This is a genomic window from Mesorhizobium sp. P2_E6, from assembly GCF_056403835.1.
Genome location: NZ_JBFUEQ010000004.1, coordinates 403,255 through 415,919, shown reverse-complemented (window position 1 = coordinate 415,919; position 12,665 = coordinate 403,255). Strand labels below are relative to the sequence as shown.

The 12,665-nt window shown below is 63.0% G+C and carries 13 protein-coding genes; all 13 read right to left on the bottom strand.

From position 1 onward, the window contains the following. Positions 1-3: 3 nt before the first annotated feature. Positions 4-1,122 (bottom strand): ABC transporter ATP-binding protein, encoded by a 1,119-nt coding sequence (locus tag AC1D08_RS12785; RefSeq protein ID WP_457150710.1) that lies wholly within the window; start codon positions 1,120-1,122, stop codon positions 4-6. A 1-nt stretch (position 1,123) separates the two neighbouring features. Continuing rightward, complete coding sequence (locus AC1D08_RS12780; RefSeq protein ID WP_477423227.1) at positions 1,124-1,912, bottom strand: ABC transporter permease; 789 nt, start codon at positions 1,910-1,912, stop codon at positions 1,124-1,126. Beyond that, a complete protein-coding gene (locus AC1D08_RS12775; protein ID WP_457150708.1) occupies positions 1,909-2,817 on the bottom strand; it encodes an ABC transporter permease in 909 nt (302 codons plus the stop codon). Before AC1D08_RS12775 ends, AC1D08_RS12780 begins: the two co-directional genes overlap by 4 nt. Positions 2,818-2,843: 26 nt before the next feature. Further along, positions 2,844-3,926 (bottom strand): extracellular solute-binding protein, encoded by a 1,083-nt coding sequence (locus AC1D08_RS12770; RefSeq protein WP_457150707.1) that lies wholly within the window; start codon positions 3,924-3,926, stop codon positions 2,844-2,846. A gap of 4 nt (positions 3,927-3,930) precedes the next feature. After that, on the bottom strand, positions 3,931-4,623 hold the full coding sequence (locus AC1D08_RS12765) for a helix-turn-helix domain-containing protein (RefSeq protein ID WP_457150706.1): 693 nt from the start codon (positions 4,621-4,623) through the stop codon (positions 3,931-3,933). Between the two features lie 75 nt (positions 4,624-4,698). After that, positions 4,699-5,088 carry a hypothetical protein gene (locus AC1D08_RS12760; protein ID WP_457150705.1) on the bottom strand — a complete coding sequence of 130 codons (390 nt, stop codon included), beginning with the start codon at positions 5,086-5,088 and terminating at the stop codon, positions 4,699-4,701. Beyond that, the gene (locus AC1D08_RS12755; protein ID WP_477423224.1) at positions 5,085-6,977 is read right to left on the bottom strand and encodes an ABC transporter ATP-binding protein; all 1,893 of its coding nucleotides are present in this window, start codon (positions 6,975-6,977) and stop codon (positions 5,085-5,087) included. Before AC1D08_RS12755 ends, AC1D08_RS12760 begins: the two co-directional genes overlap by 4 nt. Further along, positions 6,977-8,839, bottom strand: coding sequence for an ABC transporter ATP-binding protein (locus AC1D08_RS12750; protein WP_457150703.1), 1,863 nt, complete (start codon positions 8,837-8,839; stop codon positions 6,977-6,979). The genes AC1D08_RS12755 and AC1D08_RS12750 overlap by 1 nt, the downstream gene beginning before the upstream one ends. A gap of 296 nt (positions 8,840-9,135) precedes the next feature. Continuing rightward, positions 9,136-9,558, bottom strand: a complete 423-nt coding sequence (locus AC1D08_RS12745) for a hypothetical protein (protein WP_457153855.1) — start codon at positions 9,556-9,558, stop codon at positions 9,136-9,138. 171 nt (positions 9,559-9,729) lie between these two features. Further along, a complete protein-coding gene (locus AC1D08_RS12740; protein ID WP_457153854.1) occupies positions 9,730-10,170 on the bottom strand; it encodes a DUF411 domain-containing protein in 441 nt (146 codons plus the stop codon). Between the two features lie 32 nt (positions 10,171-10,202). Beyond that, positions 10,203-10,643: a DUF411 domain-containing protein gene (locus AC1D08_RS12735; RefSeq protein ID WP_457153853.1), complete on the bottom strand. Its 441-nt coding sequence runs from the start codon at positions 10,641-10,643 to the stop codon at positions 10,203-10,205. 28 nt (positions 10,644-10,671) lie between these two features. Beyond that, the gene (locus AC1D08_RS12730) at positions 10,672-12,018 is read right to left on the bottom strand and encodes a multicopper oxidase family protein (protein WP_457153852.1); all 1,347 of its coding nucleotides are present in this window, start codon (positions 12,016-12,018) and stop codon (positions 10,672-10,674) included. A 211-nt stretch (positions 12,019-12,229) separates the two neighbouring features. Beyond that, positions 12,230-12,631, bottom strand: a complete 402-nt coding sequence (locus AC1D08_RS12725; RefSeq protein ID WP_457153851.1) for a hypothetical protein — start codon at positions 12,629-12,631, stop codon at positions 12,230-12,232. Positions 12,632-12,665: the final 34 nt, after the last annotated feature.

Sequence of the window (12,665 nt, the reverse complement as noted above, 5' to 3'; positions counted from 1 at the left end):
CGATCAGGTCATCGTCATGTCGGCGCGGTCGTCGTCGGCAAGAAGTTTTGCATCGACGACCGACCAACGCAGATCGACCGCGTCACCAATCGAGAAAGGCGTGGCCTCGAGCGTCGCGCGCACGATGGCCACGGAACCATCGCCCAGTGTCACCTGGTATTTCGAACCCGAGCCCAGATAGATCGCTTCGCTGACCTGGCCGGTGAGGCTGTTCTGTCCGGCGGATGCAGGCGTGTTGGTTCTGGCAAGCGAAAGCTTTTCCGGCCGCAGCAGAACCACCGGTTTCTGGCTGCCGGCGAGCTTGCCGCCGGCGACGACCGTCTGGCCGGCGATCGTCACTCTGGTCTCGCCGCCTGACGTCTGGGCATCGCCACGCAAACTGGTCGATTCGCCGATGAACTTCGCCACGAACAATGTCGCCGGTTCGTCGTAGAGCTGACGCCCGGTTCCCACCTGTTCGATGCGTCCCTGGTTGAACACGGCGATGCGGTCGGACAGAACCAGCGCCTCTTCCTGGTCGTGCGTCACATAGACGAAGGTGGTGCCAAGCTCACGGTGGATGCGCTTGATTTCGAGCTGCAGCCATTCGCGCAGTTTCTTGTCGAGCGCTCCGAGCGGCTCGTCCATGAGTAGCAGCGGCGGATCGAAGACGATGGCGCGGGCCAGCGCCACGCGCTGCTGCTGGCCGCCGGAAAGCTCGGCTGGATAACGATGCGCGAAGTCGGCCATCTTGACCATGTCCAGAGCGCGCGCCACGTGGCGGTCGCGCGCCTGTTTGTCCATGCCGCGCAGGGTGAGCGGATAGGCGACGTTCTTGCCGACGGTCATGTGCGGAAACAGCGCGTAGTGCTGGAAGACGACGCCGATGTTGCGCTTGTGCGCCGGCAGCGCGACGATGCTTTTGCCGCCGACGGCGAGGTCGCCTGAGGTCAGGTCGGTAAAGCCGGCCACGACGTTGAGCGTGGTGGTCTTGCCCGAGCCGCTGGGGCCGAGCAGCGTCATGAATTCGCCCGGCTCGATATGCAGGCTGACGTCGTCGAGAGCGGTGAAATTGCCGTAACGCTTGGTTGCGGCCTTGATGTCGATGGCCGCGCCACGTTCTTTGCTGTTGGACGCAGCCATCTCAACTCCTCGTCGATTTCGAGCTGATGATCAGCCCGGCACTGATCACCAGCGTCGTGGCAATGAAGATGATCGTTCCGACAGCCGTCACCGTCGGGTCGGCGTCGCGGGTGATGCTGGTGAAGATCTGCACGGGCAAGGTCTTCAAATAGGGGCTGGTGATGAACAGCGCGACGATGATTTCATCGAAGGAGGTGACGAAGGCAAACAGCAGCCCGGACAGGATGCCGGGCGCAATCAACGGCAAGGTGACGGTGCGGAATGCGGTGAAGCGGTCGGCGCCAAGGCTTGCCGCCGCCGTCTCCAGCCGCACGTCGAAGACTTCTAGGCTTGCCGACACGGCGATGATGACGAACGGGATCGCCAGCATCGTGTGCGCGATGACGAAGCCGGTGGTGGTGCCGACGAGCTGGTAGTCGAGATAGACGGCATAGATGCCGATCGCCAGCACCACACCGGGCACGATCATCGGTGTGATCAGGATGGCGCGCAGCAGGCCGGCGCCGGAATGTTTCATGCGGCTGAGGCCGAGTGCCGCCAGCGTGCCGATCAGCGTGGCGGCGACGGCAACAAGGCCCGCAACCCTGAGCGAGTTGAAGAAGCTGGTCAGCCAGTCGGGGTTGGTGAAAAAATTCTCGTACCACTGCCATGAGAAGCCGGATGGCGGGAAGGCAAGCGACTTCTTTTCGTTGAATGACATCGGGATGATGACCAGCGTCGGCATCACCAGCCACACGGCAACCAGCAGGCAGAACAGACCGAGCAGAATGCGGAACGGCGCCAGTCTCATGATCTGGACGCCTGTTTGTGGCGCTGGCGCATCAGCGGCGCGGCGAGCGCCAGAAGCACGAAGGTCGCCACCAGCAGCACGACACCCATGGCGCCGCCGCGACCCCAGTTGAGCAGGCTGAGCACCTGGCTCTGCACCAGCGTCGACAGCATGGTGCTGCGGGGGCCGCCGAGCAGGGCCGGCGTGATGTAGAAGCCGAGCGACAGGATGAAGACGATGATGGCGCCGGCGAATACGCCGGGCAGCGACAGCGGCAGATAGATCTGCAGGAAAGCCAGCGAGGGCCGCGCGCCGAGGCTGCGCGCCGCCTGCACGAGGCGCAGGTCGATGCCGCGCATGACCGAATAGAGCGGCAGGATCATGAACGGCAGCAGCACCTGCGCCATGCCGATCACCACGCCGGTCTGGGTGCGGATCAGCTTCACGGTGTCAAGGCCGAGCAACCTGACGACGGAATTGATGATGCCGGAATCCTGCAGCAGGATGACCCAGGCCAATGTGCGCACCACGCCGCTGACCCAGAACGGCACCAGCACGCACAGGATGAGGACGAGCCGCATGCGCGGCCCAACCGCCGTCATCAGGTAGGCGTAGGGGTAGGCGGCGATAACGCAGACGATGGTGACCCAGGCGGCGATGGAAAAGGTGCGCCACAGAACCGTGACGTTCACCGGCGTGGAAAAGAACCAGACGTAGTTCTGCATTCCCCAGGCGGGGTCTGAGAAACTGCGCAGCGTGACGGTCAGCAGCGGATAGCCCATCGCCGCGATAAGCAGGAGCAAGGCAGGCATCGCCAGCAGCGAAGGGTAGGCGGCAAGCCGTAGGCGCCGTTGCGGCCCCCGCACGCCACCCGCCGGCCGGGGATTGTCACCCCCGGCCGCCAGAGTATGTGATGTCTGGCTCACGCTTTTCGCCTTGGCGCTCGGCCGGCTCAGTTGCCGGCCATCAGCGCCGTCCACTTGTCGGACGCGGTGGCGAAATTGGCGACCCAGAACTTGATGTTCTGCTGGTAGCCCTGCTTGGCGTGTTCCGGCGTGTTGGTCAGGAAGGCGGCGACCGAAGCATCCACCTTGGGCTGCGCCTCGGTGTTGATCGGCGAGTAGGATGTCTGCTCTGTCAGGACCTCCTGCGACTTCTTGCCGAGATAGGCGTTGATCAGCGCATAGGAGGCGTCGGTGTCCTTGGCCCCGACCGGGATGGTCAGCTGATCCATGACGACCAGCCAGTCCTTCCACACCGGCGTATAGGCAGCGCCGTTCTTGACCGCCGTCATGGCGCGGCCCGTCCACATGATGATCATGTCGGCTTCGCCGGATTCTGCCAGCTGCTGGGACTCGGCGCCGGTCTTCCAGAAGATCGTGTCCGGACCGATGGCCTTGATCTTGGCAATGCCCTTGTCGATGTCGGCCGGCGTCATGTTGTCGACCGAGCCACCGTCGGCCAGAATGCCCTGTTCGATCAGACCGCCGATCGGGCTGCCGCTGCCGTCGATGGCGCGCGTGCCGGGGAATTTCTTGGTGTCGAAGAAATCCTTCCAGTCCTTCGGCGGATTGTCCTTGTAGGTCGAGTTCTTGTACATCAGCACGGTGCCGTAGTTCATCGCCGGCACGCTGCACTCGCCGACCTGTCCGGCCGGGATGTGCGAAACGTCGAGCTTGGTCAGGTCGAGCTTTTGAAACAGCTTGCCGCAATGCACGAATGGCGGAAAGTCGTCGGTATCGACGACATCCCAGGTCACATTGCCGGACTCGACCTGCGCCTGAAGCTTGGCGATTTCGGTCGGGCCATCGTTCAGCAGCTTGACGCCGCTCTTGTCGACGAATTCCTTGAGGGCGGCGACCTGGCCGTCCTGGTAGATGCCGCCATAGGAGACGAACGTCAGCGTCTTTCCTTTCAGCGAACCGTCCACCACGGTGCCGGCCGGCGGCGCGCTCTGCGCATGAGCCGCGGCGGCTGCAATCAAGGCCAGTGCGGCGGCGCCGACAAGCCCGGACACTATTGATCTGCTTCCCATTTTTTTAACCCTCCGATGACTCGCTGTTTGATTTTGGCAGTCCGGGTGCGAGTGATTTCCGGGCCACATATTGGTCGAGATCGACGGCGCCGCTTGTCGACGGTGCGATGATCCACAGCACTTCGGCCACCGTGTCGCCGACATTGATGGTCCTGTGCGGCGTCGAGGTCGAATATTCGATACTGTCGCCCTCTTCGAGGATGAAGCTCTCGTCGCCCAACGTCAGCTGCAGCCGCCCGCGCAGCACGAGAAACATTTCGTGCGCGTTGCCATGTGTGTAGGGCACGTCGCCGGTCGAGCCGCCAACGGCGAATTCGCCACAATAGACCTCCATCTCTCGGATTGGCCGGCGCGACAGCAGCGTCTTGCGATAGCCTTCGCTGGTCGGCAGCGCCGGTCGATCGGCGCGTGTCAGCACCGCGTGCGGCGAGACTTCGCTCTCGTCGAAAAGATCGGCGAGGCCGATGCCGAGCGCATTGGCGATCAGCATAAGCGTGCTGGTGTTGGCTCCCGAAAGACCGCGCTCGAGTTGGCTCAGGAAACTGGCGGTGGTGCCGATCAAGTCGCCGAGCTGGCGCAGCGTCAGGCGTCGCGCGGTGCGATAGGCCTTGATGCGATCGCCCAGCACCGTGGAGCGGCGGGCTTCCGCGCCGGTTGCGGCGTTGTCGTTGAGTGCGTGATCCGCAGCGGTTTTCATGGTGATCTCAGTGTTCACTTAACATGCAATTAAGTGAGGCTTCGTGGCAAGCGGATTCGCTTGGCCACCTGAAAATCACCGATGGGCCAGCCTATCTGCTTGCCGGTGGAGGAAGGTATCGAAAGGCGCTTTGGTTTGGCGATCGAAAACGACGGCCAGCCCGTTCTTGACGGCAAGCGAGGCGACCATGTCGTCCAGTTCGTGATCGGAAATGGCGAGTTTGAGGATCTGCCGGATGGCCAGATAGGCCTGCTCGGTCGACACATAGTCGTAGCGCTTTTTGCGCACTTCCACATATTGCTCGATGAGAATGCCCAATCGGCGGGCGGCGATGTCTTCTGGTTGCTGCACGGGAGCCTCCTCAAGCTCGATCGTCTCCAGCCCCCTAAGATGTAAAATCCACGCCGCGAAAGTTAAGGCCCGAAGCCGAAAAAATCGGCTGTCATCGTCGACAAACCCAGTCACGTCGCCTTGCCGACCGCCGCGTCCAGTTCCAGCTCGCCTTCCGAAATGTCGTCGAAGGACGCGTAGTTCATGTTGTAGAGGCGGGCGTAGAGCCCTTTTCGTGCCATCAACTGTTCGTGGTTGCCGCTTTCGACGATCTCGCCGTTCTGCAGGACGATGATGCGGTCGGCGCCGCGAATGGTGGCCAGCCGGTGGGCAATGACCAGCCCGGTGCGGCCTTCCAGGAGTTTTATCAGCGCCTTCTGGATCAGCATCTCGGTGTAGGAATCGATGCTGGCCGTGGCCTCGTCGAGGACGAGGATCTTGGCGTCGGCGACGAGCGCCCGCGCGAAGCTGATCAACTGACGCTGGCCGAGCGAGAGATTGCCGCCGCGCTGCTCGAGCTCGGTGTCGTAGCCATCGGGCAAGTTCTCGATGAAGTCGTGCGCGCCGACGGCCTGCGCGGCGCGGACCACCTCTTCGCGGCTGGCGCCGGTCTTGTGATAGCGGATGTTCTCCAGCACCGATCCGGAGAACAGGAACGGCTCCTGCAACACCATGGCCACCTGATCGCCGAGCGAATCCTGGGTCAAGTCGCGCACGTCGTGGCCGCCGACCAGGACCTGGCCGGACCAGACATCGTAGAAGCGGTGCACCAGCGCCATCGAGCTCGACTTGCCCGACCCGGTCGGGCCGACCAGCGCGATGGTCTCGCCCGGATTGACGCGGAAGGAGATGTTCTTCAGCACCGGCAGGTTCTGCCGGTAGCCGAAGGTGACGTTCCTGAACTCGACTGAGCCATCCATGTCGCGCGACAGCGCCACGGCGCCGTCCTTGTCGCTGACGTCCACCGGCACGTCGAGCACTTCGGAGATACGCTGGCCCGAAGCCATGGCGCGCTGCATGACGCTGTACTGCATGGTGAGCGAGCGGATCGGGTCGAAGAAGCGCTGGATGTAGAACAGGAACGCCACCATGACGCCGACGTCGAGGCTGTGCGAGAGCACCATCGAACCGCCGACGACGATGACGGTCGCCATGGCGATGCCGGTCAGCGTGTCGACGATCGGCACCATCACCTGCGCATATTTCGCCGACGTCAGGTGGGCATTGAGATTGGCCAGCACCTTCTCGTCGTAGAGGTCGAAATTGACGTGCTGGCGTTCGAGGCTCTGCACCGTGCGCACGCCATGGATGCCTTCGGCCAGCGCGCCGTTGGCGATCGAGTTGGTCTCGTGCGCGGCCATGAAGGCGACCTTGGCGCGCGGCAGCCAGAACAGGCGCACGACGAACAGCACCGGCATGGTCGACAGCGTCAGCAGGCCGAGCCGGAAATCCAGCCACAAAAGGACGCTGACGATGCCGAACAAGAGTACGATGTCGCCCACCGACATCACCGACGTTTCGAGGAATTCCTGCATCGAATTGACGTCGCCCTGCAGGCGCGACATCAGCCGGCCGACCTCGGTCTTGTCCATGAAGCTCAGAGAGACCCGCTGCAGGTGGCTGAACATGGCGCGGCGCAGGTCCGACAGCACATTCTCGGCGACCTTGCCGACGACGCTTTCCTGTACGTGGCTGGCGGCATAGTTGATGAGGATGATCAGCGTGAAGGCGCCGATAGCAGAGATCATCACCGACTGGTCGAGCCTGCCTGTCGCCATGCCGTGGTCGATGGCGTAGCGGATGACCAGCGGGATCGCCAGTTGCGTCAGCGTGAACACCAGCACCGCGGCGACCGAGATGAAAATCCGGCTCTGATACGGCTTCACGAAGCTCCAGATACGCCGCACGATGCGCGGATCATAGGCCTTGCCGAAAACCTCTTCCTCGTCGCGGTGCGAGCCGACGACAGCCTTTGTCGGCCGTCCGCTGGTGTCTTCCTTCTCGTCGTCGCTCTGTGCCGACATCAAGCGGCTCCCAGAGCCGTAGGCCGATCGTCGTCCGGCCGCAGCTGCAGGTCGTAGAGCGCACGATAGCGCCCGCCGAGCGCCAGCAGCTCCTCATGCGTGCCGCGCTCGACGATCCGGCCGTTCTCGACGAACAGGATCTGGTCGGCATGCATCAGCGAGCTCAGCCGATGCGAAATGATCAGCGTCACGCGATCCTTCGCGAAGCGCTTCATCGCCGCCCGGATGCGCTGCTCGGTGCCGGCGTCGATGGCTGCGGTGGAATCGTCGAAGACCAGCACCGATGGCCGCAGCATCAGGCTGCGCGCGATGGTCAGGCGCTGCCGCTGGCCGCCGGACAACGAGGCGCCGCGTTCGCCGACGACCGTGGTGTAGCCGGCGGGAAGTCCGATGATGTAGTTGTGCAACTGAGCGAATTCGGCTGCCTGCCCGATGCGGGTCTCGCGTGCCCAGGGATTGCCATAGGCGATGTTGTTCTCGATCGAGGTGGTGAACAGAAACGCGTCCTGCTGCACGACGCCGACGGCCTTGCGCAGTGATTGCAGCGTGACCTTGCTGATGTCCTGGCCATCGATGGTAATGCTGCCCGAGGTGACGTCGTAGAAGCGCGGGATCAGGTGCGCGATGGTCGACTTGCCGCTGCCTGGCGGGCCGACGATGCCGATGGTCTCGCCGGACCTCGCCTCGAAGGAAATGCCGGACAACGTCGGCCGGTCGCCCGCGCCCGCATAGCGGAAGCTGACATTGTCAAAGCGCAGCACGCCCTCGGTGACGACGAGGTCCCTGGCGCCCGGCGCGTCCTTGATGTCCAGTTCGGCGTCGAGCAGTTCGAACAGCCGGGTGCCGCAGGTCGAGGCGCGCGCGAAGGAGTTGACCATCAGGCCGAGCTGGCGCACCGGCATCTGCAGGATGGTCATGAAAGTGAGGAACTGGGCCAGCGTGCCGACGCTGATTTGACCCGCAATGACCTTCTGGCCGCCGAACCACAGCACCAGGCCCATGGCGGCGAGGAACGAGAAGTTCATGGCGCCGGTGTTACCGACGCGAATGTCGACGCGCTTGTTGGCAAGGTCGAGCGCATCCTGCTTGGCGCGGTCGAATTTCTCCAGCTCATGCCGTTGTGCAGCGAAGGCTCGCACGACGCGGATGCCGCCGAGATTCTCATCCATCACCCGGCTCAGCACCGACAGGCGCTGCTGTAAGGTCAGCCAGGTGCTGCGCAACGCCAACTGGGTGACCGAGGAGCGCCAGGCAACGAACGGCACGAAGCTCAGGCTCAACAGCCCGAGCACCAGATCGGTGCTGATCAAGAGGTAGGCGCCGACGCCGATCAACACGCCGAGCAGGACGACCCGCAGGATGCCGGTCGAAAAGAACATGCGCACGCCGTCGAGATCGAGCAGGCCGAGCGTGATCAGATCGCCGGTGTGGACCCGGTCGTGGTAGGAGAAGCTCAGGCGCTGGATCTTCTCGTAGAAAGCCAGGCGCAGCTCATAGCCGGTTCGATGGCCGACGGCCTCGCCGTAATAGTTCTGCGCCATGGTGAAGAGACCGCGCAGGATGCTGACGACGAGCAGCGTCACAGCGGTGTTCCACAGCGCGTGCTCGGCGGCGGTGCCGGCCCCGGCTGTCATGACGCCCTGCGCCTGGTCGATGGCGCGTCCCAGCAAGCGTGGAATGAAGAGCTGCAGCGTCGCGGCGATGAAGGTCGAGACGAGGGTGATCGCGACTTGCCAGGGATGGCGCAGCGTCATGCGCAGGATCCGGAGCAAGGTGCTGAGGCCCTTGCCCCACGAGGCTTCGGCCACATGGGCAAACGATTTGCCGCGCTTTTCCGCGCCGCTGGTTGCTTGCGTATGCAAGGGAAATATCCAGACCAATCCGGGCATTAGCCCGGACGAATAGAGCAGACTCAGTTCAGATGGCGTGATGTTACGCGGGTCCGGCTTGGCCGTTCAAGAGCCAATGCCGGCATCACGCTGTGCCTGAACGAAAGCAAGCAGACGGCGCGATGCATGGTCGGGCAGCACCAGCAGACGCCTGGCAAGTCGTGGAGGTCTGCCCACCTTGCCGAAGGCGTTAGCCGAGGCCAACAGCCGGCGATGCGCAAGCGCCGGCCGGACAGCATGCAACCTTCCGTCCGGCCGTATGTGGTCTCCTAGGCAGGTATCAAAACGGCGATACGATGTATGCCGACCACTTTGCTTGTATTCGTGGCCTCGTCGGTCTTGCCCTTAGTGCATGTGTATATGCCGCCTTCCTCGAGCTTGAATTCCTTGTCCTGTTTCTTGATCGTGAATGCACCAGCGGTAATCGTGCAGACCATGTCATTGTCCATCATCATCGCGGGAGCGTGTGCTCCAGGCTGAAACACGACGTCGACGATTGAAATGCTCTTGTAGGCGGGAATGTCGGAGTTGCCGGTGCCGACCTCAACCACCCTGACACCGGGCGCAATCTCCTTGCCATCCTTCGGGCCGTATTTCTTGGTCTTCGCGGACGCCACCAGGGTGAACAGAGGCGTTATCGCGGCAGCCGTCACACCGAGAGCAATTGCAGACCTGCGATTCAGGGTTTTCATCGCGTCCTCCCACATATTGGTCACGAACGAATGTGCGTGACCACAATGTATTAGCACAAACGAATGTACGTGTATGCGAGGAAGCTCCCAAGCCCAGCACGGTGGCAGGAACTCCGGGCTTCCGGTTCTGGCAGGGCAATCCGACATATCGGCAGGCATCGCGGTTGCCCTTCAGTCGGTCGCGTAGACGGTGGGCGCCTTGCCGTCCTTGGTGAAGGCGTAGACGATGAAAGGGCCAGCCTTCTCGCCACCCATGCCGGGAGCGCCGGTTGGCATGCCGGCCAAGGTGATGCCGGTGATGGCAGGCCGTTCGGTCAACAGTTTCTTGACGATATCGACCGGCACCAGCCCGTCGACGACATAGCCGTCGACCATCAGCGTGTGGCAGCCTTCGAGGTCGGCCGGCACACCCGCATCGCTGCTGATCTGGGACAGGTTGTTGACCGGCTTGATGTCGACCTTGAAGCCGTTGTGCTCCAGATACCTGGCGTAGGATTCACAGCAGCTGCATTGCGGGTTCTTGTACATCACAGCGGTGATGGTCGCTGCGACGGCAGGTAGCGGCATAGCGATCGCGACTGCGAAGGCGGCGAGGGAATAAGTCCGTTTCATTTGAGTTCTCCTTGAGTGAAAAATCGTCGCTGTCACTCGGTCGCGTAGACGGTTGGCGCCTTACCATCCTTGGTGAAGGCGTAAATCGTCCAGGTCTCGGTCTTCTCGCCGCCCATTCCCGGCGAACCCATCGGCATGCCCGGCATAGCGATGCCTGTGATTTCAGGACGTTCCGCCAGCATCTTCTTGATAAGGTCGACCGGCACGAAGCCATCGACCACGTAATCGCCGATCACCACGGAATGGCAGCCCTGCAATTTCTCGGGAACGCCAAGGCCGGCGCTTATCTGGTCCGGGTCGTTGGACGGCTTGAGCTCGACCTTGAAGCCGTTCTTTTCGAGATAGGCGGCATAGGTCTCGCAGCAGCTGCAGCTTGGGTTCTTGTACATCACAGCATTGATTGTCGCCGCGAATGCGGGCAGCGGCGTTGCGGTCAGGACGGCAAGGGCGGCGAGGCGGTAGGTCAGTTTCATTGCAGTCTCCTTTTGGTAGCGTTCAATTTCAGCCAACTCGAAACACCGTCATGAGGCCGGCCATCTGATGGTCGGCGACATGGCAGTGCAGCATCCAGTCGCCGGGATTGTCGGCGACGAAGGCGCATTCGATCGTGTCTTTGGGGGCGAGCAGCACCGTGTCCTGCCACTGTCGGTGCGGCACCGGCGAACCGTTGCGCGCGAGCACCAGCATGCTGAAGCCATGGATATGCATGGGATGCCGCCAGGCGGTTTCATTGCGCATGGTGAGATGACAGGTTGCGCCGCGCGGCAAGGTGAATTGTGGCGCCATGCCGGCATGGCCATCGCCGGTCATCGACATGCCGTTGATCGCCCAGGCAGCGCCACCGTTCATGCCGGGTGTCGCCATGCCCATCATGCCGCCGACGCCGGCGAGCTTGCCGCCACCCATCATGCCGCCTTGCAGGACGATCTCCTGGCGCTCGGCTCTCGCGAGATCGGGTTCGGGCAAAGGATTGCGGGGCAGGCCGACAAGCGCATCGAGCGGATGGGCACGCAGCGGTGTTGCAGTGTCATAGGCTAGAGTGGTCAGCGTGTAGGCGAGACCGTCATAGAACTCGTCGACCACCGCGTAGCGCTTGCCCGGGTCGCCCTGCATGTCGACCACGACGTCGATGCGCATGGCCGGGGCAAGCACAAGACGGCCATCTTCCGGTTCATGCGGATCGCAGGGTTGGCCGTCTATTGCGACGATGACCGGGCGGTGACCCTCGAAGCGCAGCGCCATGATGCGGGCAAGCGAGGCATTGGCGAGCCGTAGCCTGACGCGTTCGCCCGCCGTTACGCTCTGGTCGGCCGGCACCGTGCCGTTGACGGTGATGACGTTGCCGACACGGCCGGACATCGCCGCATCCATCGCGCTGCCGAAGCCGGGCGCCATCTGCCCATCCGCTGTAAGCCGCCAGTCCTGAAGCAGCCACATGAGGTCGCGGTCGACGGCGACGGGCTCGGCCTCCTCGACGATGATGGCGCCGGCAAGGCCACGGCCGAGCTGCACGAGACTGTTGGCATGCGGGTGATACCAGAAGGTTCCGGCGTCCGGCGGCGTGAATTCATAGACGAAGCTTGTCCCCGGCTTGATCGGTGGCTGTGTCAGCCCGGGCACGCCGTCCATGGCGTTTTGCAGGCGGATGCCATGCCAGTGCACCGTGGTGTCCTCGCTCAGCCCGTTCTCGACGATGATGCGGGCGGGCTGGCCCTGGCGTAAGCGCAGCATCGGGCCGGGGACCATCCCGTCATAGGCCCAGACAGGCGTAAGCGGGCCCCTGGAGCCGGTGAACCTGGCCTGGCCCGGCGAGACCCTGATGCGGCGCTCATCGACGGCGGATGCCATTGACGATGCGGGTCGCACCAGGGTGGCCGCAGCCGCTGCAAGGACAAACCTGCGGCGTGAAATGGAATGATTGAAATGGATGCTCACTCTCAAGCCCTTTGTGATCTCGATCGACGCCGAGTCTCGACGTCGAATTGCAGTGTGCTCGCCGGCGCAAAGCGCCAGCGGCAATCAAACGCCAGAAATCAGCCGCGAGATGGCTGAAACGGCGTCAGACGAGATCGGTGGATTTGGGAGGGAATGGGTCAGGCAGGGAACTTCGCCCATGAAGGAACGGTGTCGGCAGCGCCGACGGCAACCGTACCCTGATCAGGGTCATCGCCGCGAACTCGGGAGGCAACACCGCAAGCACCGGTGCGATGCAGGTCGGCGGACAATGCATCGGTTTGCCGGTGTCGCCGGCGCTTTTGATGCACGCGTTGCAGTCGCCATTCATGGCGGTGTCGGCCATCTTGGCCATGCCGGTATCGGCAGGCATGGTCATGCCGCTGCCAGTCGTCATCATCTTCGCCGACATGGCGCTCGCCTGGACGGCAGACAGGCTGAACCCGGCGGTCAAGAACACCGCGAGCAGCATGACAAGGACATGTTTTGGCGACCTGCGTGCCATCATCCCTTTAGGCTGGCCTCAACAGACTGCATTTGCA

Bases quoted from the DNA above. Each gene is read 5' to 3' on its own strand.
- AC1D08_RS12785 (WP_457150710.1), bottom strand. From the start codon at position 1,122: ATGGCTGCGTCCAACAGCAAAGAACGTGGCGCGGCCATCGACATCAAG.
- AC1D08_RS12780 (WP_477423227.1), bottom strand. From the start codon at position 1,912: ATGAGACTGGCGCCGTTCCGCATTCTGCTCGGTCTGTTCTGCCTGCTG.
- AC1D08_RS12770 (WP_457150707.1), bottom strand. From the start codon at position 3,926: ATGGGAAGCAGATCAATAGTGTCCGGGCTTGTCGGCGCCGCCGCACTG.
- AC1D08_RS12765 (WP_457150706.1), bottom strand. From the start codon at position 4,623: ATGAAAACCGCTGCGGATCACGCACTCAACGACAACGCCGCAACCGGC.
- AC1D08_RS12755 (WP_477423224.1), bottom strand. From the start codon at position 6,977: ATGTCGGCACAGAGCGACGACGAGAAGGAAGACACCAGCGGACGGCCG.
- AC1D08_RS12745 (WP_457153855.1), bottom strand. From the start codon at position 9,558: ATGAAAACCCTGAATCGCAGGTCTGCAATTGCTCTCGGTGTGACGGCT.
- AC1D08_RS12740 (WP_457153854.1), bottom strand. From the start codon at position 10,170: ATGAAACGGACTTATTCCCTCGCCGCCTTCGCAGTCGCGATCGCTATG.
- AC1D08_RS12735 (WP_457153853.1), bottom strand. From the start codon at position 10,643: ATGAAACTGACCTACCGCCTCGCCGCCCTTGCCGTCCTGACCGCAACG.
- AC1D08_RS12730 (WP_457153852.1), bottom strand. From the start codon at position 12,018: ATGGCATCCGCCGTCGATGAGCGCCGCATCAGGGTCTCGCCGGGCCAG.
- AC1D08_RS12725 (WP_457153851.1), bottom strand. From the start codon at position 12,631: ATGATGGCACGCAGGTCGCCAAAACATGTCCTTGTCATGCTGCTCGCG.